This is a genomic window from Ruthenibacterium lactatiformans (assembly GCF_000949455.1).
GTDB classification, from domain to species: Bacteria; Bacillota; Clostridia; order Oscillospirales; family Ruminococcaceae; genus Ruthenibacterium; species Ruthenibacterium lactatiformans.
This window is the reverse complement of sequence record NZ_JXXK01000004.1, coordinates 111304-136941: the sequence shown is the minus strand read 5'-3', so window position 1 is coordinate 136941 and position 25638 is coordinate 111304. Positions and strand designations below refer to the sequence as shown.

The window sequence follows — 25638 nt, the reverse complement described above, 5'->3', positions numbered from 1 at the left end:
AAAGAAAGGCCGCCCCGCGGGCAGCCTTTCCGGATGAAAAAGATGGTGTCTCAGCAATACATGTTGTTGGCCTGCATATAGTCCGAAAGCTGTTTGCCGTGTTCCTGTTCCTGCTGCTGGATGGCGGCCAGCACTTGGCGCGCCTTGGCGTCGCTGAACTCAAACACGGCGGTGTTGTACACGCCGGAGACATATTTTTCCGTGCCCAACAGATCGGACAACAGATAGGCGTCGCGCTGTTTTTCAGCGCGGCTGGCCGTGGATTTCAGGTCCTTTTCCGCCTTCTGACGGGAGGCCTGCCCTTTGCTCTGCTGGCCCTGTTGGGCGGGCAGGGTGCCCGCCAGCATACCCGTCACGGTGTCGTAATGGCTCTGTTCGGCTTTTTCGATTTTTTCAAAGATATGCTGCAGCTTGGCGTCGCAGGCATTTTCGGCGGCCTTGCGGTACTTTTCCACGCACAGTTTTTCTTCATTCTGCAGGTCCTTCAGCAGGCCCTGCTCCTTTTTTGTCAAAGTCATCCTCATTCGCTCCTTTTTTTGCGTTGGGCCGGCCGCCGGGGGAGCGGTGCGCCCCGCCCGCCGGCGCATGCGTCTTGTGATAGTGTGCCGGGCGCGGCCGCGGATATGCACTGCGCCGGCACAAAAATAAAAAATACGCCGCCGCACCCGTTGCCGGATGCGGCGGCGCCGCCTTTTGTGCTGTAAACGCAGGCGTTTTCCGCTCAGCCCTTCACGCCGCCGAGGGCCACGCCGCGCACGATAAATTTGGAGAGGCAAAGGTATACGGCGATGACCGGCAGAATGGCGATGGCTACCATCATATACACCTGCCCCATATCGAACTTAAGAAAATCCGCGCTGCGCAGCTGTGCAATGAGGATGGGCAGCGTCTTTTTGCCGCTGCTGCTCAGCACAAGGGCGGGGGTGAAATAGTTGTTCCAGGTGTTGACGAAAGTGAAGATGGCCTGCACGGCCAAAGCGGGCTTGAGGATGGGAAGCACGATGCGGTTGAAGGTGGAAAACTCGCCCGAACCGTCAATGCGCGCGGCCTCGACGATCTCCATGGGCAGGTTGCCTTCCATGTACTGCAGCATGAAATAAAATACAACGGGCGCCGCGATGCTGGGCAGAAACAGCGGTGCGAGGGTGTCGGCCATGCCCATTTTGGTGATGAGCCGAACAAAGCCCAGCGCGGATACCTGTGTGGGCATCATCATGATGAGCAGGATGAACGTAAAGGCCAGCTTTTTGAATTTGAAGTCATAGGCATGGATGCCGTAGGCGGTGAGCGCTGAAAAATAAACACTGAGCAGCGCAGAGAGCGCCGAGACAAGCAGGCTGTTGCGGATGCCGGAGAGCACGGGGATGTTGGCGTTGGCCAGCACGCTTTTCAGGTTCGTCAGCAGCGAACGGCCGGGCAGCAGGGAAAAGCCGCGCTGGATCTCAAAATGGGTGCGCGTTGCGTTGATGAGCAGGATGTAAAAGAAGAACAGGCACAAAAAGCACAGCAGCCCCAGCACCGTGTAGGCTGCCGCCCGCCGGGCCGTTGAAGCCGCGCGGGCGCGCCCTGCGCGCCGCAGCCGGGAGCTTGCTTTTTCCGTTTGGGCAGACGTCATTTCCCTGCGCCTCCTTCCTTGCTGCGGTCCAGTGTTTTCAGCACGGCGATACACAGCACCGCGCACACCAGAAACAGCACCGTGGAGACCGCCCCCGCCATGCCGTAGTTTTTGCTGTACATGTGGTTGTTCAGATACATGATCATCGTGGTGGCGCAGCGGTCCGGGCTGCCTTTGCCGTTTGTCAGGATCTGGGGCACATCGAACATCTGCAGCCCGCCGATCATCGAGGTGATGACCACATACACAAGGATGGGCCGGATAAGCGGCAGTGTGATGCGCCGGAACATCTGGCCGGGCGTGCAGCCGTCGATCTCGGCAGCCTCGTAAAGGCCGGGGTCGATGCCCATGACGGCGGCCATCAGCAGGATGGTGGTGTTGCCGAACCACATGAGAAAATTCATCAGGCCCACCAGCCCGCGCGTGCCTGCCACGCTGGATAAAAAGCGGAACGGCTCTTCCAGAAAGCCGGCGGAAACAAGCGCGGCGTTGACCGGCCCGTTGTCGGAAAACAAGGCGAAAAACAGCATGGCAAAGGCCGAGGCCATAATGAGGTTGGGCATGTAGATGACCGTTTTGAAAAAGCCCTGGCCGCGCAGGCGCAGCCGCGTGTCCGTGAACCAGGCCGCCAGCAGCAGCGACACGGCAATCTGCGGCACAAAGCCGATGATCCACATCAGCAGCGTGTTGCCGAAGTATTTCGGCAAATCGGTGCGGAACAGCTCGGCATAATTCTTAAGCCCCACGAAATTGGGGCCGATCTCCTTCAGGCCGCTGCGGAAATATTCAAAAAAGCTGTAATATACCGTGGAGGCCAGCGGGATGAGCTGGAACACCGCAAAGGCGATGAAAAACGGGGCGATGAAAAGATAGCCCCATTTGGCGTAGCGGATGGAGCGGTGCTTTCGGCCTGCCGTGCGCGCTTGCATATCGGTCACCTGTCCTTTTCAGAGGAATGCGGGGCGGGCGTCGCCCGCCCCGCGCGTTTGAGCCGTGGCTGCGTTTATTCGGGCCACACTACTTCGGTAAGTTCAGGGTATTTTTCCCCGATGGACGTCTGGAAATTGGTCTTGGCTGTTTCCAGGTCCACCGCGCCGTCAAAATAATCCTTGAACGCGCCCTGGAAGCTTTCGTTCAGCCCCTGGTCGTAGGGGCCGGCGTTGCTCATGTCGATGTTGGGCGCGGCTGCGGCGAACAGCGCGATGTGGTTCTGGCCGCCCAGAAAATCGGATTTGAAGTCGCTGGAGGCAAGCTCCTCCATGGCCGGGGCGTTGTTGGTGTAATCCTGCGTATCCTCGGTGATCTGCTTCATGATGGCCTTGTCGCAGGTGAGGCTGCGCATGATGTCCGCAATGGCGGCGGTGTTGTCGGTGCCGGCCGCGGCGCAGATCCATGTGCCGCCCCAGTAATACGGCTGCGGGCCTTCGCAGACGGCGTAATCGCCGTAGATGCCGTTGCCCGCTTCGGCTTTGCCGCCCTCGGCCTCGGGCGTTTCCAGGGAATTGCCCAGCAGCGTGAAATTGATGCCCCAGGTGGAATAGAAGAACCCGAACACCTTGCCGTCGGGGCCCTGGTCCGCGGCCCACACGTCGCTCCACAGGCTGGATTTATTGTTGTAGCCGTTGTCGGTGTAGGTCTTGGTCTGTTCCACCCACTTCATCAGGTTTTCGTCCACAGTTACGGTGGTGCCCGTCACCCATGGGGCGGAGACGTTGTTGGAGAAAGTGCGGTAGCTGTCGTCATAGCCGGACAGCATCTTGTAGCCCTTCGCGGCGGCCTGTTCGGCCACAGCGTTGAATTTGTCCCAATCAGACAGGGCCTCCTGCACCTGAGCGGGGTCGTCGGTGCCCAGTACGTCTTTGGCGATGCTGCGCCGGTAGGCGAACAGGCCGGGGGTGGCCTGCCAGGTGACGCCCTTCAGCTTGCCGCCGGCCGTGGCGATGTCCTGGGTGTACGGGTACTGCCCGGACAGGTCTGCGTCCGTCAGGCCGATATCGCCGCGTACGTCCAGCGTGTAGTCGGAATCCACATACTTCAGCGCGTAATCCGCTTCGATGAGGAAAATATCGATCTTGTCGTCGGCTGCGGCGGAATCCTGCGCCAGCAGGGCCTCGTCCAGCTTGTTCTGGTAATTGTTGTTCTCGTTGGGATTGATGGTCCACTTGACGATCGTGCCGTCGTTGAGCGTGGTGGTGGATTTGTCCTCCGCCACTTCCTTTACCTCGGGATAATAGTCGTTGAACCGGCTTTGGAACTCGTCGTTCCAGCACCAGATGTTGAGCACGGCGCCATCGGCGGGTGCGGGTTCGCTGCCGGATGAGGGGGCGGAGGCGGAAACGGAGGCGGGAACACTGGAAGCGCCGGAGCCGCCGCAGGCGGCCAGGGAAAGCATCATGCACAATGCCATAAGGGTCGCAAGTGTACGTTTCATAGATTGTTTTCCTCCTTGTAAAGTTCGGTCAGGCGGCCGTTTGGCCGCGCGATCACAAAATCAGATGCGCCTGACCGATGCTCCTTCCAACAGGCTGCCGGGGATGAGGATGCTTTCCGGCAGGGTGGTTTTGGGGTGCTCGATCAGGCTGACGAGACGGTCCGCCGCCCAGTAGCCGATGGCCTGGGTGTCCTGGTGGTAAGTCGTCAGGCTGGGGATCATCATTTTGGCGAGAGGGATGCCGTCATAACCGACGGCGGAGATGTCTTCCGGCACGCGGAGGCCCGCCCGGGCGATGGCGGCGAGGCCGCCCAGAGCCGACACGTCATCGGTGAAAAAGATGCATGTGGGCCGCTGCGGCAGCGCCAGCAGCTCGGCGGTGATGCGTTCGCAGCTGTCGCAGTCGTGGTAAGCGCCTTCGCGTACATAGGCGTCGGGCACCTGCAGCCCCAGGTCGTAGCAGGTCTTGTAAAAGCTGGCGCAGCGGCTTTCGGTGACGGCCGTGCGTTCGCCGTGGATGAAGGCAATGTTCCTGTGCCCCATACCGAACACATGGTTCACCAGCGTTTGAACGCCCTTGACGTTGTCCGAAACGATGGAAGTACGGTTGTTGAACATGTGGTCCACTGTCACGACGGGCAGCTCGCTCTGCACCAGTTCCAGCACCTGCGGGTCCAGAAAGTTCACGCATACCACACATACGCCGTCCACGCCGCGGTAGCGGCAGTGCTCCAGGTAAGACGAGCGCCGCTTGCCGACATTGCGGTTGATGAAGGTGACATCGTAGCCGCAGGCCTCGGCCTGCGCGCGGAAGCTCTCCAGAATGCGCGAAAAATATTCGTGCCCCAGGCCGCTGTGCTGCGGGTCCTCGTACAGAACGCCCAGATTGTATGTACGGTTCGTCTTGAGCGCACGGGCCGCGGAATTGGGCTGGTAGCCCATTTCGGCCGCTTTGCGGCATACGGTCTCCCGCGTTTGAGCGCTGATGTCATGGTGGCCGTTGAGCGCTTTGCTCACTGTCGCCACGGACACGCCGCATTCCTTTGCAATATCCCGAATCGAAATCATAACGGTCCGCCTTTCCCGCAGTTTTGCTCTGCTAAATCGAAATCGTTTTCTGGCATCTATTATACCGAAAGGCGGCTTGTTTGGCAAAACCGGATACTTAATCGTTTTCGCAACTTCAATATACCGCAATCTCGCTTTAATTTCAACAGAAATCAAGCGATTTTTAAGCGAAATCACGAAGTTTGGAGCCTTTTCCAATTTCGACAAAGAGTATTTGGCGATTCTATCCGAAAATATACCTTTTATTTTCGCCAATGATACGAAAACATTTTCGCTCTTGTTCTATACCTTTATCTAAATGGAAAAAAGACTAAGAAACAAGCGAGATCCGTACTTTACAGCACTTATCAGCAAAAAAGGCTTGCTTTTTTTTGAAATGGCAGTATGATAAAAATACAGAGCGCTTGAATGTATGCGGACTTAATCGTTTTCGCAAACGGGGCCGCAGCATGCTCCCCAAAATCGAGTAGCCCGCGCCGCAGGGCACGGGTGTGAGGAGAATACCTTATGCGCTATGGATACTTTGACGACGAGAACCGGGAATATGTGATCACCACACCGCGCACACCGCTGCCGTGGATCAATTATCTGGGCAGCGAGGATTTTTTCAGCCTTGTTTCCAATACGGCGGGCGGCTACAGCTTTTACCGTGACGCAAAGCTGCTGCGTCTGACGCGCTACCGCTACAACAGCGCCCCGGCGGACGGCGAGGGCCACCGGTTTTATATCCGCGACGGCGCCTGCGTATGGAACCCGGGCTGGCAGCCCGTGCGCACGGAACTGGATTCCTATCGCTGCCGCCACGGGCTGGGCTATACGGTCATCGAGGGTGCGAAAAACGGCATAGAGGCAAAGCAGGAAATGTTCGTTCCGCTGGGCGACGCATGTGAAGTGATACGCCTGACGCTGCACAACGCCGGGGCAGAGCCCCGCGCGCTGCAGCTGTTCAGCTATGTGGAGTTCTGCCTGTGGAACGCAGTGGATGATTCCACCAACTTCCAGCGCAACTACAGCACCGGCGAGGTGGAGGTGGAGGGCGGCGCCATCTATCATAAAACGGAATACCGCGAGCGCCGCAGCCACTATGCCGTGTTCGGCGTGAACCGGACGCCCGACGGTTTCGACACGAGCCGGGATGCGTTTCTGGGGCCGTACCGCGGCCCGGCCGGGCCGCTGGCGGTGGAACGGGGCACGTGTACGGGCAGCATCGCCCACGGCTGGGCGCCTGTGGGCGTGCATCAGCTGAACGTGACGCTGGCCCCGGGCGAACGCCGCAGCTTTATTTTTGTATTGGGATATGTTGAAAACCCGCCCCGGGAAAAATGGGCCGCGCCCGGCGTGGTGGAAAAAAGCCGCGCCCGCGCCATGCTGGCCCGCTATGCTGCGGACACGCAGGTTGACGCCGCGCTGGCCGCGCTGGCCGCGTACTGGAATGGGCTGCTGGCGCGCTTTTCGCTGCGCTCCGGCGACGAAAAGCTGGACCGTATGGTCAATATCTGGCACCAGTACCAGTGCATGGTGACGTTCAATATGAGCCGCAGCGCCAGCTATTATGAAAGCGGCACCGGCCGGGGCATGGGCTTTCGGGATTCCTGCCAGGACCTGCTGGGCTTCGTGCATCTGGTGCCGGGCCGGGCGCGGCAGCGCATTCTGGACATCGCCGCCACCCAGTTCGCGGACGGCAGCTCCTATCACCAGTATCAGCCGCTGACGAAAAAGGGCAATTTGGACGTGGGGAGCGGCTTCAACGACGACCCCCTGTGGCTCATCGCCTGTGTGAGCGCATACCTGCGGGAAACAGGCGACCGTTCCATCCTGTACGAGGAGGTGCCCTTTGACTGCCGGGAGGAAGACACGGCGCCGCTGATGGAGCATCTGCGCCGCAGCCTGGGCTTTACCGCTTCGCACAAAGGCCCTCATGGACTGCCGCTCATCGGCCGGGCCGACTGGAACGACTGCCTGAATCTGAACTGCTTTTCCAGCGAACCGGGCGAGAGCTTCCAGACCACCGGCCCCAGCGAAGGCCCTGTGGCGGAGAGCGTGTTCATTGCGGGGATGTTTGTAAAATACGGTGGGGAATACGCGGACATTTGTGCGTGGGAAGGCCTTTCGCAGGAAGCGCGGGCCGTGCGCGCACAGGTGGACGAAATGACAGCGGCCATCCTCGGCCCGGGCTGGGATGGCGCCTGGTTCCGCCGCGCCTATGACGCAAACGGCCGGCCGGTGGGAAGCGCCGAATGCGCGGAGGGCAAAATTTACATTGAACCCCAGGGCATGTGCGTGATGGCGGGCGTGGGCCTTTCCGACGGCCGCGCGCTTCAGGCGCTGGAGAGCGTAAGGCGGCATCTGGACACAGAGTACGGCATCCTGCTGCTGCAGCCCGCATACACGCAGTATCATCTGGAACTGGGGGAGATCAGCAGCTATCCGCCGGGGTATAAGGAGAACGCGGGTATTTTCTGCCACAACAACCCATGGATCAGCTGCGCTGAATGTGCGGCGGGGCGCGGCGGCCGCGCCTTTGAGGTATACCGCCGCACCTGTCCGGCCTATCTTGAGGAAATCAGCGAGATCCACCGCACCGAGCCCTATGTGTACAGCCAGATGATCGCCGGGAGGGACGCGGCCGCCTTCGGCGAGGCGAAAAACAGCTGGCTGACGGGTACGGCCGCATGGACATTCGTCAACATCAGCCAGTATATCCTGGGGATCCAGCCCACGTTGGACGGCCTGCGGATCGCCCCGTGCATTCCCGCCGCGATGCCCGGTTTCACCGTCACGCGCACCTACAGAGGCGCGGTGTACGAGATCGCAGTGGACAACGCGGCAGGGGTGGAAAAAGGGGTAAAATGCATCACGGCGGACGGCGCGCCCTGCGTGGACGGCATTCTGCCCGCCGCGCCCGCCGGAACGACAGTACATGTAAAGGTGACGATGGGCTGAACGGAGGGGACATATGGCGTTTGCAAAAGATTTTGTATGGGGCGCGGCCTCCAGCGCTTACCAGACCGAGGGCAGCTCGCGGGCCGACGGCGGCGGGGAATCCATTTGGGACGTATTCTGCCGCCGCCCCGGCGCCGTTGCAGACGGGTTTGACGGTTCCGCCGCCACGGACGCGTACCGCAGATATGAGGAGGACATTGCCTGCGCGGCGCAGATGGGCCTCGGTGCTTACCGTTTCAGCGTGAGCTGGGCGCGGGTGGACCCTTACGGCGACGGCCGCTGGAACGGGGAAGGGTTTGCGTTTTATCTGCGCATGCTCCAGGCCTGCCGCGCTGCGGGCCTGGAGCCTTATGTCACACTGTACCACTGGGAACTGCCCCAGGCGCTGGAAGATGCGGGCGGCTGGCGCAGCCGAGAGACCGCCCGTGCTTTTGCCCGCTATGCCGCCGAGGCGGCGCGCCGTTTCAGCGGCCTTGCAGAGAATTACATTACGCTCAACGAGCCGGAGTGTACTGTAAAGCTGGGCCACGGTACGGGCGTGCATGCCCCTGGCCTGCGTCTGCCCGAGGCGCGCCAGCTTCTGGTGCTGCACCATCAGCTTTTGGCTCACGGCCTTGCCGCCGCCGCCATTCGGGAGACCTGCCCCGGCGTGCGCGTCGGCATCGCCGCGACAGGGCGGCTGTGCTGGCCCGGCACGGACAGCCCCGCCGATGTGGAGGCTGCCTGCAGCGCTACCTTCGCCACGCCGGACAGCGACTGGGCATTTACCTATCAGATGGTGCTGGACCCTGTCTGTTTCGGACATTATCCGGAAAACTGCGGGCCCGGCCTGCGGCGTATGACGGCGGCGCTCCCGGCGGAAGACCTGGCGGTCATCCACATACGGCCGGATTTTATCGGCTTGAACATCTACAATGGCCACGCGGTATGTGCAGGGACGGGAAAGCGGCCGGTTTATGTGCCGCGCCCGCGCGGCTGTGCTGTGACAGCGCTGAAATGGCCCGTTACGCCGCTGGTGATGAACTGGGGCGTGCGTTTTCTCTGGCAGAGGTACGGCCGGCCGATTTACATCACCGAAAACGGGCAGAGCTGCAACGACCGCATCTTTCTGGACGGCTGTGTCCATGATCCCGACCGCATTGATTTCCTGCACCGTTATCTGCTGGCGCTGCGTGCGGCGGCGGAGGGAGGTGCGGATGTGCGGGGCTATTTCCACTGGGCGCTCACTGACAATTTTGAGTGGAGCGAGGGCTATCGCGAGCGCTTCGGGCTTGTTTATATCGACTATGTTACGGGTGCGCGCATCCCGAAGGACAGCGCTGCCTGGTATGCCGAAACCGTGCGCGCCAACGGGGAGAACCTGTAAAAGCGCATGGCATGCAGGCTGCAGAATACCCCCGGCAGCCCGGAAAAGAACCGGACGCCGGGGGCATTTTGCGGTTTCATGCGGGGCCTGTATGCGTGCGCTGTGCTTTTCGGGCGCGGACAGGCAGACGCAGCGTGAATGTGGCGCCTCCGCCGGGTGTGTCTGTAAGAAGGATATCTCCGCCGTGCAGCGCGGCCAGTTCCTGTGCCACAGAGAGACCCAGCCCATAGTGCTCCTTGCCCGTGCGGCTTTTGTCGGCGCGGTAAAAGCGCTCGAACACATGTGCCTTTTCCGCATCCGGCACGCCGGGGCCGTGGTCCTCCACCGAAAGCAGTACCCAGCCTTTTTCCGCGCGGGCGCGCAGCGTGACGTCGCTGCCGGCGGGCGCGTAGGCGCAGGCGTTGCTGATGAAGACCAGCAGCAGCTGGCGCAGCCGTCCGGCGTCGCCCCACAGGGGCGGCAGTGTTTCCTCGGGCAGATCCAGCGCAAGGCGCAGGCCGCGCGCTTTTACCAAAGGCGCAAACTGTTCATGCGCGCCGATCACCAGCGCATCGGCATCCACAGGTTCCATACGCATCCGCCAGGTGCCCGCGTCGCTGCCTGCAAGCAGGAGAAGATCGTCCACCAGGCGGGCCATGCGGTCGGCCTCGCTGCCGATGGCCGCCAGGTACTGCGACGTGTCCGCCGGGCTGGCCTGCATGGCCGACAGGCTCGTCTTGACGACGGCCAGCGGGCCGCGCAGCTCGTGTCCGGCGGCGGCCACGAATTCCCGCTGTTTTTGCAGTGCTTCGGCGGTGGGACGCAGCGCCCGCCCCGCCAAAAACCAGTTGACCGCGCCCAGAAGTGCCAGCCCGCCCGACAGCAGCGCCGCATACAGCAGGGCCTGGCGCGTCAGCGTCCGGCGCAGAGGCCCGTCGTCCCGCAGCACGGCAAGGCCGTACCAGCCGCGCTGTCCGGGGACGGAGCATACGGCGGCGGTATAATGTTCGCCTGCGTTGCCCTCCACTGTGACGGTGACGCGGGAGGCATACACAGACGAACGCGGCGCGGCATCCATATTCACACCCTCTGCAAGCCCTGCCTCCGCCGCACGCTCCAGCAAGGTCCCGCGCGGGGTAGCGGGCGCCCAGCCGCCGCTGAAAAACAGCGGGGTACCGTTGTCCGTGATGAAAATGAGCAGTCCATCCGCGGCCTCCGTCTGGGCAAGAGCCGTGTCGGAGACGCTGCCCGTCTGCAGCGTGACGATCAGGGTGTCCACGCTGGCGTCGAACATGCTCTGTGCCGAGAGCTGCGTCTGCTTTTGTGCCAACCCCAGGGTGATGGCCAGGAATACCGTGAGAACTGTGCCCGTCAGCACGGTGAAAACAAATGTCAGGCGGCGGCGCAGCTGGCGCAGCGGCGTGGTGTACGGGCCGCGGGGAGGCTGTGCGGCACGGCGTTTCATGCGCCCGTTCCTCCATCCAGCAGCCGGTAGCCCACGCCGCGCACAGTGTCCACTGTCACCCGGCTGCTCACGGCACGCAGCCTGCGGCGGATAAAGTGTACATAGCTGTCCAGGCTGGCTTCCTCTACGTCGGCGCCCGGCCCCCAGACACGGCCGAATAAAAAACTGCGGGACAATGTTTGTCCGGCGTTTTCCATCAGTGCGGCCAGCAGCTCCGCCTCTTTTTTCGAGAGCGTGCATTGCTCTTTGTCTCCGGTCAGCACCAGTGTGCCCATGTCCAGAGTAAGATCCCCGCAGCAGGGACGGCCGGAGACCGCCACAGGAGCGGGGCGGCGGGCCAGTGCGCGTACCCGGGCCAGCAGCTCGCGTACGTCGAAAGGCTTTACCAGATAATCGTCTGCGCCCGCGTCCAGACCGTCCACTCGGTCGCCCACAAGGCCCAGCGCCGTCGTCATCAGCACCGGCGTGTCCAGGCCCTCGGCCCGCGCTGCGCGCAGCACCGAAAGCCCATCCCGTCCGGGCAGCATCCTGTCCAGAATGCACAGCCCGAACATCCGTTGGCGCATGTAGTACAGCGCATCGTCGCCGTCTCGGCATACGTCCACACGGTAGCCCTCCCGCTCCAACAGCGGCGCCACGGCCGCGCACAGGGCTTCGTCGTCTTCCACAAGCAGTATCCGCATGTTTTTGTCCCTCCTGTTCCGCAATAAAACCATTATAATGGATGCAACCTTAAAAATCCCTGAAAAACAGAGGCTTTCACAAATCCCTCACTGTTTTTCAAGGACTTTTCAAGGTTGATTTTTTTATGATGGAAACAGGCTGGACGGGAAGCATCTTCTCTCCGCATCATTTTGAGCATACCGGAAAGGTGAGGGAAACAGTGAAGATAAAACAACTTTTGTGCGGCGTACTGGCCGCGGCGGTGCTGTTCACGGGCTGCGGTGCGCAGCCCGGCACGAGCGGCGGTTCAAGTGCGCAGGGGGACGGCACGCCCATGCAGGCCAAGGGGCGGTTCGTGGAAAACGACATCACCCCGCCGGGCGCGGCGGGCTGTACCCCGGTGAGCCTGACGGCACGGCCGGACGGCGGATTGGACTACATCGCGCTCCGGCCTGCCGAGACGCCCGGTCAATATACATATACCCATTTTTATTCTGCTGACAGCGGCAAAGAATGGACGGAAAATACGATGGACTGGCAGGAGAGTTTCGGAGAGAAACGCCAGATCGAAAAGGTCACCGTTACCCCTGAGGGAGAATATTTTGTAATGTTGACAGAGCAGACAGAGGACGGTATGGGCGCGGTGGCCTACGCACGCGTTGCGGCGGACGGCACGGCCGCTCCCGTGCAGCCGGAGGGCCTTTCCGCGCAGGGCGGGCTTATGGCGGCGGATGCACAGGTGCTGCCGGGCGGCAGACTGCTGCTCACCAGCTTTGGGGGCGATTTTGCCGCGGTGCAGAACGGGGCTGCAGGGGAAGACGCAGGCGCGCAGGCGGCATCTTCCGGCACGCAGGACGCCGCCGGAGAGACGGACGACGCAGAAGCTGCGGACGGCACGGAGCAGTCCGGGGACGATATGGGCGTATTCAGCGCGGAGGATACCGCCACAACGGCTGTATACGATATGGCCACCGGAAAAAAGCTGTATGAGATTCCCAACTGGATGGGAGGCCTGACAGCCTGCAACGGGACGACGCTTTTTGTCTACGGCTACGAGGGCGGCACGGCGGCGTATGATCTGGAGACCGGGCATATGCAGACTGAGGCCGCCAGCGCGGCGGGTGGAGAGGATTATCCGTCCAGCCTTGCGGCAGACGCGGACGGCAACTTGTATCTGCTGTCTGAAAAAGGCGTGCGCCGCGCCGTGCCGGGCGGCACGCTGGCGGAGACCGTGATGGAAGGCAGCATGTATACCTTCGGTTCCCCGCTGGCCGCTGTGCGCGGCTTTACGGCGCTGCCGGGCAACACCTTTGCACTGGCCGTGCAGACGGAGGAGGGCGGCCGTGTGCTGCACTATGTATTTGATGAGACGGTGAGCGCCGTGCCGGACAAGGAGGTGCGTGTTTACGCTCTGAACGATTCCCCCACCGTGCGCGCGGCCATCACCAATTTCCAACAGGAAAATCCGGATGTGCGCGTGAATTTTGAGGTTGGAACCTCCGGCGGCGCCAGCGCCGAGGACGCGCTGCGCACGCTGAACACAGAGCTTGTGGCGGGCAAGGGGCCGGATGTGCTGATCCTGGACGGCATGCCGCTGCAGAGCTTCATCGACAAGGGCGTGCTGGCGGAGCTTTCACAGGTGATCTCCGCCGACGGGTTGATCCCGCAGGTGGTCGACCCTATGAGAACGGACGGAAAGCTGTACGCAGTGCCCACACGTTTTACCGTACCTGTGCTGATGGGAAAGCCGGAGACACTGGAAGGGCTGGACAGCCTGGAGACGCTGGCCGCGGCGGTACAGGACGGACCAGAGGCGCTGGCCGCCAGCGGAGATATCAATGATATTTTCAAAGCTGTGCCGGAGGAGCAGCGCCCGCTTCTGAGCTTTACCACCCTGCGGGAGTTGTTCGACCAGCTGTACAGTGTCAGCGCACCCGCCGTGGTGCGGGACGGCACGTTGAACGAAGCCGCTCTGCGGGAACTGTTTTCCGTGATGCAGGCGGTTTCGGACCGATACGGACTGGGGAAAAAGGCGAACGACGGCGGTATTGCGTTTATGGTGACGTCAAATGCCTCCACCGGGCTGGGAATGTCCGCGGACGTTCCGCAGGGCGTGATGGAATACAGCTACGGCCGGGCAAACGCGGCGCTGTTTATACTCAGGGATGTGCTGGGTGCATATATGTCCGATGACGGACAGGCGGCGCTTACGCCGGCGCCCGGCATGGAGCAGGGCGTATATACACCGCGGGTGCTTGCCGGCATTGCGGCACAGAGCGCCCAGCAGGAGCTGGCTGCACAGTTCATACAGGCGCTGCTCGCGCCCGGTGTGCAGAATTATTCGTTGGGAGAGGGGCTCCCGGTGCTGCGCTCCGGCCTGGAAAAACAGGTGGCGTACGTGCAGGAGCTCTATGCAGAACGCGGCCAGACGATAGGCACGGATGTGCCCCGGGTGGACTGGACTGCACTGCTGTCCGGGCTGAAGACACCCGTGCGGGACGACAGCACGGTGGCCGAAAAGCTGTATGCACAGGCTGAGGCGCTGTGCAAAGGTGAAAAGACTATGGATGAAGCCGTGACGGGAGCAAAGACGGAGCTTGCCACCTATCTGGCGGAAAAGCGGGCGTGACCTGCCGCAGAACGGCAGGAACAAACCCGAAAGGAGCGGCCGGATGCCGTATTCAGCGATTGGAAGCATTGGGGCGCGGAAGCATTTCTGGAGGAATTTACGGTTCCGAGTTATCAGAATGATCAATTAAAGGAAAAAATATATGCCGAAGCAACAAAACGATACAGCGGCGAGGCCGCGCTGGAACAGGCTGTGGCGGCAGCGGCCGACGCCACGCGGCTCTATTTCGCCGAACAAAATGAACCGCGCCGCGCCGTATTTGTTCCTCGCGCCCAGCCTGGCGGGGCTGTGCGTGTTCGTGCTGGTGCCGTTTGCGGACGCGGTGCGCCGCAGCTTTACCGACGCCATGGGCAGCCGCTTCGTGGGGTTTGCGAACTACGCCTCGGTGCTGGGCAACAGCGCGTTCCGCCTGGCGGCGGGCAATACTGCGCGCTTCATCGGCGTGTGTGTGCCCCTGCTGCTGTGCGTCAGCCTGCTGCTGGCCGTGGCCGTGCGCGCCGCAAAGGACGGCGGCCGTATTTTTAAAACAACCTATCTGATCCCCATGGCTATCCCGGTGGCCAGCATCGTGCTGCTGTGGCAGGCGCTGTTCCACAGGCAGGGGCTCGTCAACGCCGTTTTGTCGGCGCTGGGCGCGCAGCCGGTGGATTTTATGGGCACAGACGCGGCTTTCTGGGTGCTCATCGGCACCTATGTTTGGAAAAATGCGGGCTATGACATGATTCTGTGGATGGCGGGGCTGGACGGTATCTCCGACAGCCTGTATGAGGCCGCCCGCGTGGACGGTGCGGGGGCATGGCAGTGCTTTTGGCGTGTCACGCTGCCCGGGCTGTTGCCCACGCTGTTCATGACGGCGGTGCTCAGCCTGCTCAACACCTTTAAGGTGTTTCGTGAGGCATATCTGGTGGGCGGAGCATATCCGCACGACAGCATCTATCTATTGCAGCACCTGTTCAACAACTGGTTCCTGGACTTGGACGTGGGCCGCCTGTGTGCAGCGGCGGTGCTCATCGCGGCGGTGCTGCTGGCTGCTATTCTGCTGCTGCAAAAACTGTGGGGCGGGGAGGACGCGCGATGAAAAGAAAAAATTTGGGCCGCGCGGTGCTTGTGCTGTTCCTTCTTTTGCCTGCGCTGGCGGTGTGGTGGCCGTTGTGGTTCATGGGCACAGGCGCGCTGATGCCCTTGGACGAGCTGCGGGCCGCGCTGGGCCCGGTGCTGCAGGGTGCAGAGGGCAGCGCTTTCTGGCCCCTGCTGCCAAGCTGGCCCACGCTCCAGCCACTGGCGGAGCTTTTGTTGGACACACCGCAGTTTTTCACCATGTTCTGGAACACCTGCGCCATCGTGTTCCCCCAAGTGCTGGGACAGGTGCTGGTGGGCGCGCCCGCGGCATGGGCGTTTTCCCGGCTGCGGTTTCGCGGGCGGCGGGCGCTGTTCACGCTGTACATCGTTCTGATGCTGATGCCCTTTCAGGTCACGATGGTTTCGGGCTATCTGGTGGCGGACGCAATGGGCATCATGGATACGTTTTGGGCCATCATCCTGCCGGGTGTATTCAGTACATTTCCGGTATTTATCATGGCAAAGGGGTTCGATGCCGTGCCCATCGCGCTGTTGGAGGCCGCGTCCATCGACGGTGCGGGGCCGCTGCGCACTTTTTTCCATATCGGCGTGCCGCTGGGTGTGCCGGGCATCCTTTCGGCGGCGGTACTGGGCTTTCTCGAAGCGTGGAACGCCATTGAACAGCCTATGACCTTTCTCAAGACAAAAGCCCTGTGGCCGCTTTCGCTGTACCTGCCCCAGATCGCGGCGGAAAAGCTGGGCCTGGCCATGGTGGCCAGCCTTGTGATGCTGGCCCCGGCGGTGCTGATCTTCCGGTTCGGGCAGAAATATCTGGAGCTGGGAATCCAGGCCAGCGGATTAAAGGAGTAGACAACGTTGCATATCAAAGAAAAAGTCACGGGCCTTTGGGCCCGCAGGCCGCGCTTGAGCGGCACACAGGGCCGCGCGCTGAAGGGTGTGGCGCAGTTCTTTGCGGCCATGCTGGTCTGTACGCTGATTGCGCGCGGCACGGCGGGCGCAACGCTGGCCGTAGTGCAGACGGCGTCCCCCCGGCGCGGAGAGCTTGTACAGGGGCTGACGGCGGACGCAGCGCTCTCCGCGGGAGAGGTGCAGAACGTTAAGGCCCCCACGGGGCTGGTGCTGGAAAAATATTTCGTTCCGGCGGGCGGCAGGGTGGAGGCGGACACGCCTTTGGCACAGTTTGACCCCGACGGTGTGAAGGATGCGCTGGCTCGCGCAAAAACGGAGCTGGCGCGCCTGCGCCTGCAGCGGGAAAAGCTGCTGGCAGGGGACACGGCGGACACCTCGTCGCTCTCTTCCGCCTCTACCCAGCGGGACAGGGCACAGGCGGATTACAACGCCCAGAAAGCGCAGAACGACGCGGCCGTGGCCGCTGCCCGGAACGATGCGGATACGGCTCAAAGCGCCTTGGATGCGGCAAATGCCGCGCTGGCGGAACTGCGGGCACAGACGGACCCGCCCGCCTCTGAGGAAGCGTTGGCTGCGGCGCAGGCGGCGGCAGACGCCGCGGCCGCGGCGCTGGCTGAAAAGCAGGCGGCGCTGGCTGCCGCGCAGAGCGCCGCCGATACCGCCGGGGAAAACGCGGCGCGGGCTTTGGCCGACGCGCAGGCCGCGCTGGACACAGCGGCAAAGGCGTATGAAAAATCAAAGCAGGAAACGGAATTCCAGAACCGTCAAAACAACCTTGACGCCCAGACGGCCGCGCTGGACATTGAAAAACAGCAGGCTGTTGTGGACGCGCTGGCGGCGCTGGCGGAAAACGACGGCGTTCTGAAAGCGGGATCGGCGGGTACGGTGGAGACGCTGACACTGGAACCGGGCGGAACCGTTACGGAGGCCCCGGTGGCCGCGCTGGCCCCGGCGGACGCAGGCATGACGGCGACATTCACGCTGGACTCGGGAAAAGCGGAAAAGCTGGCTGTGGGCGCCGCGCTGACACTGCGGCAGGGCGGCACGGCTGTCAGCACCACGGTGCGGGCCATCTCCGTGCCGGATGAAAACGGGCGCGTTACCGTAACGGCGGATGTACCTGCGGATGCCGGCCTGCGCAAGACGCAGCCCGTGACTGCCTCGGCGGAGCTGTCCCGCACCACATACGAAATGGTGTTGCCGCCTGAAGCGGTGCGCATGGACAACAAAGGCAGCTACGTGCTGCGCGTCGAGCAGACGCAGACCATCCTCGGCCTGCGCAATGTGCTCTCCCGCGTGGATGTGACAGTCCTGGAACAAAGTGCATCCGGTGTTGCGGTGGAAGGGCCGCTGTCGCCCCAGGATGTTTTGGTAAAAAGCAGCGCCAGACCCGTTGCAGCGGGAGACAGCGTGCGGGTGGAGCAGCCATGAGGCGCGTGCGGTATTATCTGGGCGGTGCGCTGTTCTGGGGCGCATTCCTTGCGGTTTGCGTTTTGCTGTTCTGGAACGCGCAGCGTCTGGCGCGGGCCGCGGGCGGCATTTCCCTGCGGTACGGCGAAGCGCTGGAGCCGCGCGTTGTGGCTTCGGCGCTGGAGTATGCCCGGGACGGGCGGAACAATGCGGCTTGGTCGCCCACATTCTGGGCTGTGCGGCAGGGAGCGGCCTCTGCCAACGGGCGGGAGGAGACCGTCCGGATGCTGCGGGTGTGCGGCGATGCAGAACTTCTGGCAACGGAGCCTCTTTTATACGGTGCGCTGCCCGGCCCGGCAGGCCAGGGCGGATGCGCGGTATCCAGCGCGCTGGCCTGGCAGCTTTGGGGAGCGCTGGATGTGACGGGCCTGGAGCTGGAGCTGGACGGCGAACGTTATACGGTGCGCGGCGTGTTTGAAAGCGGAGAGGCGCGCACTGTGACACAGGAGGCGGCGGACAGCCGCACTGCAGAGTACGCCAATGTGGAACTGACGGCGATGGAAACCGCTCCGGAGGGCACAGAGGCGGCCTTGGCCTTTGCCGGTGCCAGCGGCCTGGGGACGCCCGCCCATGTGGTGGACGGCCCGGCGCTGGCCGGGCTGGCCTGTGCGCTGTGCTGGCTGCCGTTGGCGCTGTGCGGCGCATGCACGCTGTGGCGGCTGGCACGCGGCGCACGGCGGCTTCGGCCGTGGCAGCGGCAGACGCTGCTGTTCGCGGCGCTGCTGTTTTTCGCGGCGCTGCTGCCCGTGCTGCTGGCAATGGTGCCGGGGGCCTGGGTGCCCACGCGCTGGAGCGATTTCGGCTTTTGGGCGGCGCTGGGCAAAAGCGCGGCAGCGCGGGTGGACGCGTGGTTCGCTCTGCCGCCCCAGCACAAGGACATAGCGGTAAAGTGGCTGCTTCTGGAGCAGGGCGCGCTGTGCCTGGCGGGATGCCTGTTTGCGCTGCGCCGCCCACCCGCGCCGCGGAATGAAAAAGCGGTTGAAGCGTAAAAGTCAAAGCCGAATTTACAAAATATTTACTTCCGGTAGAAATATTGACCGATTTCCTGTATAATAGGCACACAGAAGTAAAATCCGCCCTTGAAAGGGGAGCCCTATGGAATGGGAGATCGGTGCGGAATGCCTGGCCTGTGTCCTGATCGTACTGGTGCTGTGCTTTTCGCGTGAAAAATTTTATACGCAGATGCCCCAGACGCGCTTATACTATGCGTGTCTGGGTTTTGCGCTTTTTTCCACTCTGCTCAATATCGCCACAGTGGTGCTGATGGGCGTGCCGGGCCTGCTGCCGCGCTGGCTTTGCTACACGCTCAATATGCTGTATTTTACGTTCTTTCCGCTGCTGGAAGCCGCGCTCACCTACTATATGGCCTATCTCATCCACGGCCGCGGCCCGTGCTTCACGCGCGTTGCCATATGCCTCGGCGTCATGCTGGCCGCCGCATTGGCGGTGGTGTTCACAAACCCGTTCACAGGTTGGCTGTTTTATCTGGACGCGGCGGGCACATATGTGCGCGGTCCGTACAACCGGCTGCTGTATGCGCTGCTGGTGGCGTGCTGTTTGTTGCTGGTGATATGTTATATAAAGCAGTTCCGCATGGCGTCGCGCGCCATCCACCGAATGATGGCCACGCTGCCCCTTCTGGCGATGGTGCTGGGGACGGTGCAGTATCTGTTCCCGCCCGTCATGATGACGGGCTTTATCCCGGCGTGCATTTTGCTGGTGCTGTTTTTTAATTTCCAGAGCCAGCGCATCAATACGGATTTTCTGACGGGCCTTTCCAGCCGCAGCGCGCTGTGGTATGCGGCGGGCACGTGCCTTCGCTCGGGCCAATCCTTTTATTGCGTAGCGGTATGCCTGCGCCATTTCGGCGACGTAAACAAACAGTTCGGGCACACCGGCGGCGACGCAGTGCTGCGCCAGGTGAGCGCATATCTGGAAGCGCTGGGCCGCCGGGCCGTCGCCTGCCGGTTCAGCGGCGTGGAATTCGTGCTGTTATTCCCGGGCATGGATGCTGCGGGCTATGCAGTGCTGGAAAAGGAACTGTCAGAGCGTTTTGCAGCGCCCTGGCAGGCGGGGAGCGTGTGCTGTCGTCTGGACGCGGGCGTGGCAGGCATCGCCTGCCCGCGGTTTGGCGACACAGCCGAGCGTCTGACAGCTCATCTGGAATACGCCATCCAGCAGCTGAAATTGCCCGGCGCACCGGAGGCGCTCTCGTTTGACACAGAGATGGAACAACGGTTCTCCCGGCGCGTCGCGCTGCGGGATGTGGTCGTACGCACATTGAGCGGGCAGGCGGCGGGTGTGGCGTACCAGCCCATCTACGCGCTGGATGCAGATACTCCCTGTATGGCGGAGGCCTTGCTGCGCCTGTGCGGCGCAGATGGGACGCCCGTACCCACGGCGGATGTGGTGTCCGTGGCCGAGGAGATGGACCTTATCGTTGCGCTGGACTGGATGATGCTGGAACAGGTGTGCGCGTTTTTCGGTGCACACCGTGAGTTGGATGGATGCGCGGTCTCTGTGAATTTTTCGGCCCGGCAGTTTCTTGCGCCAGATGCGGAACGTCGTGTGCTGGATACGCTGGAACGCCACGGGCTTGCGCCCACTCGGCTGAAGTTGGAATTAACGGAGCGCGTGTTGGCCGGAGATATCCGGCGTGTGCGTGCCGTGATGGAGGCTTTGGCCGCCCGGGGCGTGGAATTTTATCTGGACGATTTCGGCACCGGATATTCCAATCTCTCCAGTGTGGTGTCTCTGCCGCTGCAGTATGTGAAGGTGGACAGAAGCCTTTTGGAAGCCGCGACGAATGGCGGCGGGGGAGCGCTTTTGCTGCGCGCGGTGGTGGAAACGTTCCGGGCCATGGGCCGAGGCATCCTGCTGGAGGGTGTGGAAACGCCGGAGCAGTATGCGCTGGCGTGCACGCTGCGTGCCGACCGGCTGCAGGGATACTATCTGGCGCGCCCAATGCCGGGAGAGGAGCTTTGTGCTCTGATGCGCAGCGGCGCGCGGCGCACGCGCAGAACCTGAAACGGCTCTGGCTGCAGCCGCTGAAATGAAAAGCGCCCTGCCGCGTAGAAATGCGGCAGGGCGCTTCGGTTTTATCAAAAGGAAAAGGCGGCGTCAGCGGCGTGCTTCCACCAGAGCCTTGGTGTCTCGGGCGATCATCAGTTCTTCGTTGGTGCAGACGACCAGCACCTTCACGCGGCTGCCTTTGCCGCTGATGTCCAGGATATCTGAGGTGCGCTGCTGATTCTTTGCGGGGTCCACGGAGATGCCCAGGAACCCCATATTCTCACACACGCTGGCGCGCACGCGGTTGTCGTTCTCGCCGATGCCACCGGTAAACACCAGGCAGTCCAGCCCACCCATAGCGGCGGCGTAGGAACCTACATATTTCTTGATCTGATACGCAAGCATCTCGGTAGCCAGTTTGGCGCGCTCGTTGCCCGCGTCGGCGGCGCTCGTCACATCGCGCATATCGCTGGAAACGCCGGAAATGCCCAGCAGGCCGGATTTCTTGTTCAGATAATCAGCCATTTCCTGGCCGTGGAATCCCAGCTTCTGTTCCATGTAGGTGACGACGCTGGGGTCGATGTCGCCGCAGCGGGTGCCCATCAGCACGCCGGCCAGCGGGGTGAGGCCCATGCTGGTGTCCACACATTTGCCTGCGTTCACGGCACTGATGGAGCTGCCGTTGCCCAGATGGCAGGTGACCATTTTCAGGTCGGAATCGTTCAGGTACTGGGCGGCGGCCATGCTCACATAACGGTGGCTGGTGCCATGGGCGCCGTAGCGGCGGATGGAATATTTTTCATACATCTCATACGGCACGCCGTACATATACGCCTTTTTGGGCATGGTCTGGTGGAAGGTGGTGTCGAAAACGACAACGTTGGGCACCTTTTCGCCGAACACGGCCTTGGCGCTGCGCAGGCCCTGCACATGGGCCATGTTGTGCACCGGGGCCAGAGGGGCGATCTCCTCGATCTTGTCGATGATGGCGTCGGTGACGATCTCGGACTTGGTGAAAAACTCGGCGCCCTGCACCACGCGGTGGCCGATGGCAGAGATCTCGCTCTTGTCCTTCACGACGGCGCCCTCGCCGCTGGTCATCATTTCAACGACCTTCATAAACGCTTCGGTGTGGGTGGGGAAGGGCACTTCCTGTTCCCACTCGCCGCCGTTGGCCTTGTGTGTGATCTTGCTGCCCTCGATGCCGATGCGCTCGCACAGGCCCTTGCACAGCACGCGTTCGCCCTCCATATCGATGAGCTGATACTTCAGCGAGCTGGAACCACAGTTGATGACCAAAACTTTCATCCGATATTTCCTCCCATTCACAAAAAAGCGCAGTTATGCTTTTTAAAATCGCTCCATTATTATATAATGATTATAAAGCATTTTCAAGCGCACGGCCGGAAACGCGCAAGAAAAAGCGAGAAAAACGGCCAAGATTCGCAATTTATGCGTGCACAGCGGCCGAAAGAAGCGAGGCAGCCATGAGAACAGCCGGTATCATCGCGGAATACAACCCTTTCCACAACGGACACGCCTGGCAGATAGCGGAGCTGAAAAAACGCGGCTTTGAGGCGGTGGTGTGCGTGTGCAGCCCGGGCGTGGTGCAGCGCGGTACTGCGGCGCTGTTTCCCGCCCGGGTGCGTACCCGGGCTGCGCTGGCCGCCGGGGCGGACCTGGTGCTCAGCCTGCCGGCACCCTACGCTACGCTGTCCGCCGAGGGCTTTGCAGCGGCGGGTGTGGCGCTGCTGAGTGCGCTGGGCTGTGTGGATGCTCTGTGTTTCGGCACAGAGACACGGCGGCTGGAGGATATCGCCCAAACCGCAGCGCTGCTGGAAAGCCCGGACTTTCCAGCAGCGCTGCGCGGGCAGCTGGACGCGGGCCTGCCGCTCCCCGCCGCCCGCGCGGCGGCGGCGGAAGCGCTGTGTCCGGGAGCAGGCGCGGTGCTGCGCGCGCCCAATGACATCCTGGGCGTGGAATACTGCAAGGCCCTGCTGCGCCAGCACAGCGCACTTGTGCCCCTTGCGCTGCCCCGGCGGGGCGCGGCCCACGATGCCCCGCTGGATGCGGCGCCGGGGCGGTACGCTTCGGCTTCGGCGCTGCGCGCGCTGGTGCGGGCCGGGGGAGCGGCGGCTCTCGCGCCGCATGTGCCGCCAGCCTGCCTGCGGCTGTATATGCAGGCCGAGGCCGAGGGCGACATTCTGGACGGGCGCGCGTTCGGTATTGCGGTGCTGTCCCGCCTGCGGGCTATGGATGCGGCGGGTCTCCGCGCCGTGCGGGGCGCGGCCGAGGGCCTGGAGAACCGGCTCGCCGCCGCCGTTCAGGGCGCAGGCACGCTGGACGAGCTGGTGCAGGCCATGCGGACAAAACGATATGCGACGGCGCGTTTGCGCCGTCTGGTGCTGGACGCGGCCCTGGGATACACCGGGGATCTGCCTGCACTGCCGCCCTATCTGCATGTGCTGGGAGCAAATGAAACGGGCCTTGCGGTACTGCGCTGCGCACGTCAGGCGGCTCTGCTGCCGCTGTCTCATTCACTGGCGGATCTGGCGGCCCGAAGCGCCCCGGCTGCGCGCGTGGCAGCGGCCCATGCCGCGGCCGAGGACCTGACGGCCCTGTGCCTGCGCCATCCTGCGCCCATGGGCGCTGCATATACCGCAAAACCCGTGTTTCCCACAAGCGGGGCGAAATAAGAGCCGGGAAAAGGAACGCGCAGCGCCCTTCGGCCTTCCGCGATTTTTGGAGGATGCACGCCGGATATGGGAATAGTATGCACTGTTCGGGAGCGGATCGTGCATTCTTTCAAGGGAAAACGCCGGACGGGGAAAATACAAAGGAGCTGAAACACATGGAGATCATTCGGGCAGGGATGCAGGAAGCGGGCCGGGCGGCGGCTCTGGCGCAGCTGCTGTGGCCGGGCCACGCGCAGGCTGAGCTGGAACAGGAGCTGGCGGGATATCTGCAGGGGCCGGAGGGTGCGGTGTTTCTTGCACGGGAGGACGGCGCGGACGTGGGCTTTGCGCAGTGCGGCCTGCGGCGCGACTATGTGGAGGGAACGCACACCAGCCCGGTGGGGTATCTGGAAGGCGTGTTTGTGCAAGAGGAATACCGGGGCCGGGGCGTTGCGACGGCGCTGCTGCGCGCCTGCGAGGCGTGGGCCGGGGAAAAAGGCTGTGCCGAATTTGCAAGCGACTGTGGGCTGGACAACGCCGCAAGCGCCGTGTTTCATCTGCGCGCAGGCTTTGCCGAGGCGGGGCGCATCATCTGCTTCACAAAGCGGCTGTGAGGAACGTGGAGAGTGAGCCTTTGCGGGATGCGTGAGCCAAAAATTACCGCCGCTGCTGGGCAGATTTGTAAAGAGAACGTGCAGAAACGCAACATTTGGCTTGCATCTGCGGCTTTTTTCAGTACAATAGAAAATGAGCGAAAAATCCATAATGTGAAGCAAATATCAATATCTGATAAACATTTCACAAGTTTGAGAGGAAAAGGAGAAACGCCATGTCGATCCATGTGCTGGACGAAGCCAACCGCTGTTTGCACTGTAAGGCGCCCCAGTGCCAGAAAGGGTGCCCCATCCATACGCCCATCCCGCAGATCATCACGATGCTGCAGGAGGGCAGGCTGGACGAGGCAGGGCGCACCCTGTTTGAAAATAACCCCCTCACCACTGTGTGCAGCCTGGTGTGCAACCATGAAAACCAGTGCGAGGGCCACTGTGTGCTGGGCAAAAAGGGAGCGCCCGTGCATTTTTCCGCCATTGAGAATTACATTTCCAGCACGTACAGCACCAAGATGGTAAAAGGCCCCGCGCCATCCAACGGCATGCGGGTGGCCATCGTAGGCTCCGGTCCCGCGGGGCTGACCATCGCGGTCATCCTGGCGCGGTACGGCTATCAGGTGACCATTTTTGAAGGCAAGGATAAGATTGGCGGCGTGCTGCGCTACGGTATTCCGGATTTCCGCCTGCCTAAGACCGTGCTGGACGATTTCGAGGACCGCCATCTCATCCGAAAGGGAATCCGTGTGCGGCCCAACACCACCATCGGCAGCGCCATCGGCATCGATGATCTGTTCCGTGACGGCTACCGCGCCATTTTTATCGGCACGGGCGTATGGCAGCCCCGCGCGCTGCACATTAAGGGCGAGACGCTGGGCCATGTGCATTTTGCAATCAATTACCTCAACAATCCGGACAGTTTCCGCCTGGGGGAGCGTGTCATCGTCATCGGCGCGGGCAATGCGGCCATGGATGTGGCGCGCACCGCGCTGCGCAAGGGCGTGCGGCAGCTCACCTGCTTTTCCCGCACGCCGGAGGTGGCCGCCAGCCAGCATGAGTTCAGCTACGCCACGCTGGAGGGCGTGAATTTTGAATATTGCAAAGCGCCTGTGGAGATCACGGACGAGGGCGTGATCTTCGTCGATGTACGCGAGGATGAGAACGGCGAATTCATCGAGGCACCGGGCACGGAGAAGCTGTACCCGGCGGACAGTGTGATCGTATCCATCAGCCAGGGCCCGCGCAACCGCATCGTCAGCACTACGAAGGGAATCGACACCGACCGGCGCGGCCTGCTGGTGACCGATGAAGAGGGCCACACCACGCGGCCCGGCGTGTTTGCCAGCGGCGATGTGGTGCTGGGCGCAAAGACGGTGGTGCAGGCTGTGGCATACTCCAAGCGGGTGGCCGAGGCCATGCACTCTTATATGCAGGGGATGCCCGCGCAGGGACGGGCCATGGGGCCGGACGGCGCGCAGCGGTAGTGCCTGTCGGGCCTCTGCGGAAAACAAACGGAAAGGTCCGTGAAGGCGGTTGCCTTCACGGACCTTTTGCATACGGGTATCTGCGGCGGCTTTATTTCCGCCGGGAGCAGGCCGCACCGCAAGCGGAACAATTGCCGCCGCAGCTCTTTCCCCTGCGTTTGTTGTCGATGGTTTTGTACAACGCCAGCCCAAAAGCCAGCGCCACCAGCGCAAGCAGCGCCCAATCGAGAAGATCCATCCT

Annotated in this window: 19 protein-coding genes and 1 pseudogene; 11 read left to right on the top strand and 9 right to left on the bottom strand. The window is 62.3% G+C overall.

Going from position 1 to position 25638, the window contains the following annotated elements; genetic code table 11:
- Positions 1 to 50 precede the first annotated feature (50 nt).
- The 5 genes from TQ39_RS04785 to TQ39_RS04765 form a co-directional block, all read right to left on the bottom strand.
- Complete coding sequence (locus tag TQ39_RS04785) at positions 51 to 518, bottom strand: spore coat protein (RefSeq protein WP_009325206.1); 468 nt, start codon at positions 516 to 518, stop codon at positions 51 to 53.
- Positions 519 to 721: 203 nt separating this feature from the next.
- Complete coding sequence (locus tag TQ39_RS04780) at positions 722 to 1615, bottom strand: carbohydrate ABC transporter permease (RefSeq protein WP_009325205.1); 894 nt, start codon at positions 1613 to 1615, stop codon at positions 722 to 724.
- On the bottom strand, positions 1612 to 2544 hold the full coding sequence (locus TQ39_RS04775; protein ID WP_050004739.1) for a carbohydrate ABC transporter permease: 933 nt from the start codon (positions 2542 to 2544) through the stop codon (positions 1612 to 1614). Before TQ39_RS04775 ends, TQ39_RS04780 begins: the two co-directional genes overlap by 4 nt.
- Positions 2545 to 2618: 74 nt before the next feature.
- On the bottom strand, positions 2619 to 4046 hold the full coding sequence (locus TQ39_RS04770) for an ABC transporter substrate-binding protein (protein ID WP_009325203.1): 1428 nt from the start codon (positions 4044 to 4046) through the stop codon (positions 2619 to 2621).
- 60 nt (positions 4047 to 4106) lie between these two features.
- Positions 4107 to 5114: a LacI family DNA-binding transcriptional regulator gene (locus tag TQ39_RS04765; RefSeq protein ID WP_009325202.1), complete on the bottom strand. Its 1008-nt coding sequence runs from the start codon at positions 5112 to 5114 to the stop codon at positions 4107 to 4109.
- A 507-nt stretch (positions 5115 to 5621) separates the two neighbouring features.
- Here TQ39_RS04765 and TQ39_RS04755 point away from each other — a divergent pair.
- Together TQ39_RS04755 and TQ39_RS04750 are read left to right on the top strand one after the other, a co-directional pair.
- Positions 5622 to 8057, top strand: a complete 2436-nt coding sequence (locus tag TQ39_RS04755) for a glycoside hydrolase family 94 protein (RefSeq protein ID WP_050004737.1) — start codon at positions 5622 to 5624, stop codon at positions 8055 to 8057.
- A gap of 13 nt (positions 8058 to 8070) precedes the next feature.
- Complete coding sequence (locus TQ39_RS04750) at positions 8071 to 9423, top strand: glycoside hydrolase family 1 protein (RefSeq protein ID WP_050004736.1); 1353 nt, start codon at positions 8071 to 8073, stop codon at positions 9421 to 9423.
- Positions 9424 to 9499: 76 nt separating this feature from the next.
- Here the strand turns inward: TQ39_RS04750 and TQ39_RS04745 are convergent, their stop codons facing one another.
- Together TQ39_RS04745 and TQ39_RS04740 are read right to left on the bottom strand one after the other, a co-directional pair.
- Positions 9500 to 10867, bottom strand: coding sequence for a sensor histidine kinase (locus tag TQ39_RS04745; protein WP_050004735.1), 1368 nt, complete (start codon positions 10865 to 10867; stop codon positions 9500 to 9502).
- Positions 10864 to 11550, bottom strand: a complete 687-nt coding sequence (locus TQ39_RS04740; RefSeq protein WP_050004734.1) for a response regulator transcription factor — start codon at positions 11548 to 11550, stop codon at positions 10864 to 10866. The genes TQ39_RS04745 and TQ39_RS04740 overlap by 4 nt, the downstream gene beginning before the upstream one ends.
- A gap of 200 nt (positions 11551 to 11750) precedes the next feature.
- Here TQ39_RS04740 and TQ39_RS04735 point away from each other — a divergent pair, with 200 nt between their 5' ends.
- The 6 genes from TQ39_RS04735 (at position 11751) to TQ39_RS04710 (ending at position 20645) form a co-directional block, all read left to right on the top strand.
- On the top strand, positions 11751 to 14159 hold the full coding sequence (locus TQ39_RS04735; protein WP_167541524.1) for an extracellular solute-binding protein: 2409 nt from the start codon (positions 11751 to 11753) through the stop codon (positions 14157 to 14159).
- A gap of 142 nt (positions 14160 to 14301) precedes the next feature.
- Positions 14302 to 15237 carry a carbohydrate ABC transporter permease gene (locus TQ39_RS04730; protein WP_242853453.1) on the top strand — a complete coding sequence of 312 codons (936 nt, stop codon included), beginning with the start codon at positions 14302 to 14304 and terminating at the stop codon, positions 15235 to 15237.
- Positions 15234 to 16088, top strand: a complete 855-nt coding sequence (locus TQ39_RS04725; protein WP_172616002.1) for a carbohydrate ABC transporter permease — start codon at positions 15234 to 15236, stop codon at positions 16086 to 16088. Before TQ39_RS04730 ends, TQ39_RS04725 begins: the two co-directional genes overlap by 4 nt.
- A gap of 6 nt (positions 16089 to 16094) precedes the next feature.
- Positions 16095 to 17579: an RND family efflux transporter gene (locus tag TQ39_RS04720; protein WP_050004732.1), complete on the top strand. Its 1485-nt coding sequence runs from the start codon at positions 16095 to 16097 to the stop codon at positions 17577 to 17579.
- Positions 17576 to 18607, top strand: coding sequence for a hypothetical protein (locus TQ39_RS04715; RefSeq protein WP_050004731.1), 1032 nt, complete (start codon positions 17576 to 17578; stop codon positions 18605 to 18607). Before TQ39_RS04720 ends, TQ39_RS04715 begins: the two co-directional genes overlap by 4 nt.
- A 106-nt stretch (positions 18608 to 18713) precedes the next feature.
- Complete coding sequence (locus TQ39_RS04710) at positions 18714 to 20645, top strand: GGDEF domain-containing phosphodiesterase (protein WP_050004730.1); 1932 nt, start codon at positions 18714 to 18716, stop codon at positions 20643 to 20645.
- A gap of 93 nt (positions 20646 to 20738) precedes the next feature.
- Here TQ39_RS04710 and TQ39_RS04705 read toward each other — a convergent pair whose 3' ends face one another.
- The gene (locus TQ39_RS04705; RefSeq protein ID WP_009325190.1) at positions 20739 to 21938 is read right to left on the bottom strand and encodes an acetate/propionate family kinase; all 1200 of its coding nucleotides are present in this window, start codon (positions 21936 to 21938) and stop codon (positions 20739 to 20741) included.
- Between the two features lie 179 nt (positions 21939 to 22117).
- Here TQ39_RS04705 and TQ39_RS04700 point away from each other — a divergent pair, with 179 nt between their 5' ends.
- The 3 genes and pseudogenes from TQ39_RS04700 to TQ39_RS04690 form a co-directional block, all read left to right on the top strand.
- Complete coding sequence (locus tag TQ39_RS04700; RefSeq protein ID WP_009325189.1) at positions 22118 to 23326, top strand: nucleotidyltransferase family protein; 1209 nt, start codon at positions 22118 to 22120, stop codon at positions 23324 to 23326.
- A 155-nt stretch (positions 23327 to 23481) separates the two neighbouring features.
- Positions 23482 to 23919, top strand: a complete 438-nt coding sequence (aac(6'), locus tag TQ39_RS04695; protein ID WP_009325188.1) for an aminoglycoside 6'-N-acetyltransferase — start codon at positions 23482 to 23484, stop codon at positions 23917 to 23919.
- Between the two features lie 200 nt (positions 23920 to 24119).
- Positions 24120 to 25397, top strand: a pseudogene (locus TQ39_RS04690) (NAD(P)-dependent oxidoreductase); the annotation flags it as partial.
- A gap of 91 nt (positions 25398 to 25488) precedes the next feature.
- On the opposite strand, the gene TQ39_RS20100 reads toward TQ39_RS04690, so the two are convergent.
- Entirely contained in the window at positions 25489 to 25635 is a 147-nt protein-coding gene (locus TQ39_RS20100; protein WP_009325186.1) for a FeoB-associated Cys-rich membrane protein, read from the bottom strand.
- Positions 25636 to 25638: the final 3 nt, after the last annotated feature.

Bases quoted from the DNA above. Each gene is read 5' to 3' on its own strand.
- TQ39_RS04745 (WP_050004735.1), bottom strand. From the start codon at position 10,867: ATGAAACGCCGTGCCGCACAGCCTCCCCGCGGCCCGTACACCACGCCG.
- TQ39_RS04775 (WP_050004739.1), bottom strand. From the start codon at position 2,544: ATGCAAGCGCGCACGGCAGGCCGAAAGCACCGCTCCATCCGCTACGCC.
- TQ39_RS04755 (WP_050004737.1), top strand. From the start codon at position 5,622: ATGCGCTATGGATACTTTGACGACGAGAACCGGGAATATGTGATCACC.
- TQ39_RS04785 (WP_009325206.1), bottom strand. From the start codon at position 518: ATGACTTTGACAAAAAAGGAGCAGGGCCTGCTGAAGGACCTGCAGAAT.
- TQ39_RS04705 (WP_009325190.1), bottom strand. From the start codon at position 21,938: ATGAAAGTTTTGGTCATCAACTGTGGTTCCAGCTCGCTGAAGTATCAG.
- TQ39_RS04750 (WP_050004736.1), top strand. From the start codon at position 8,071: ATGGCGTTTGCAAAAGATTTTGTATGGGGCGCGGCCTCCAGCGCTTAC.
- TQ39_RS04740 (WP_050004734.1), bottom strand. From the start codon at position 11,550: ATGCGGATACTGCTTGTGGAAGACGACGAAGCCCTGTGCGCGGCCGTG.
- TQ39_RS04730 (WP_242853453.1), top strand. From the start codon at position 14,302: ATGCCGAAGCAACAAAACGATACAGCGGCGAGGCCGCGCTGGAACAGG.
- TQ39_RS04725 (WP_172616002.1), top strand. From the start codon at position 15,234: ATGAAAAGAAAAAATTTGGGCCGCGCGGTGCTTGTGCTGTTCCTTCTT.
- TQ39_RS04700 (WP_009325189.1), top strand. From the start codon at position 22,118: ATGAGAACAGCCGGTATCATCGCGGAATACAACCCTTTCCACAACGGA.
- TQ39_RS04710 (WP_050004730.1), top strand. From the start codon at position 18,714: ATGGAATGGGAGATCGGTGCGGAATGCCTGGCCTGTGTCCTGATCGTA.
- TQ39_RS04765 (WP_009325202.1), bottom strand. From the start codon at position 5,114: ATGATTTCGATTCGGGATATTGCAAAGGAATGCGGCGTGTCCGTGGCG.
- TQ39_RS04715 (WP_050004731.1), top strand. From the start codon at position 17,576: ATGAGGCGCGTGCGGTATTATCTGGGCGGTGCGCTGTTCTGGGGCGCA.
- TQ39_RS04770 (WP_009325203.1), bottom strand. From the start codon at position 4,046: ATGAAACGTACACTTGCGACCCTTATGGCATTGTGCATGATGCTTTCC.
- TQ39_RS04780 (WP_009325205.1), bottom strand. From the start codon at position 1,615: ATGACGTCTGCCCAAACGGAAAAAGCAAGCTCCCGGCTGCGGCGCGCA.
- TQ39_RS20100 (WP_009325186.1), bottom strand. From the start codon at position 25,635: ATGGATCTTCTCGATTGGGCGCTGCTTGCGCTGGTGGCGCTGGCTTTT.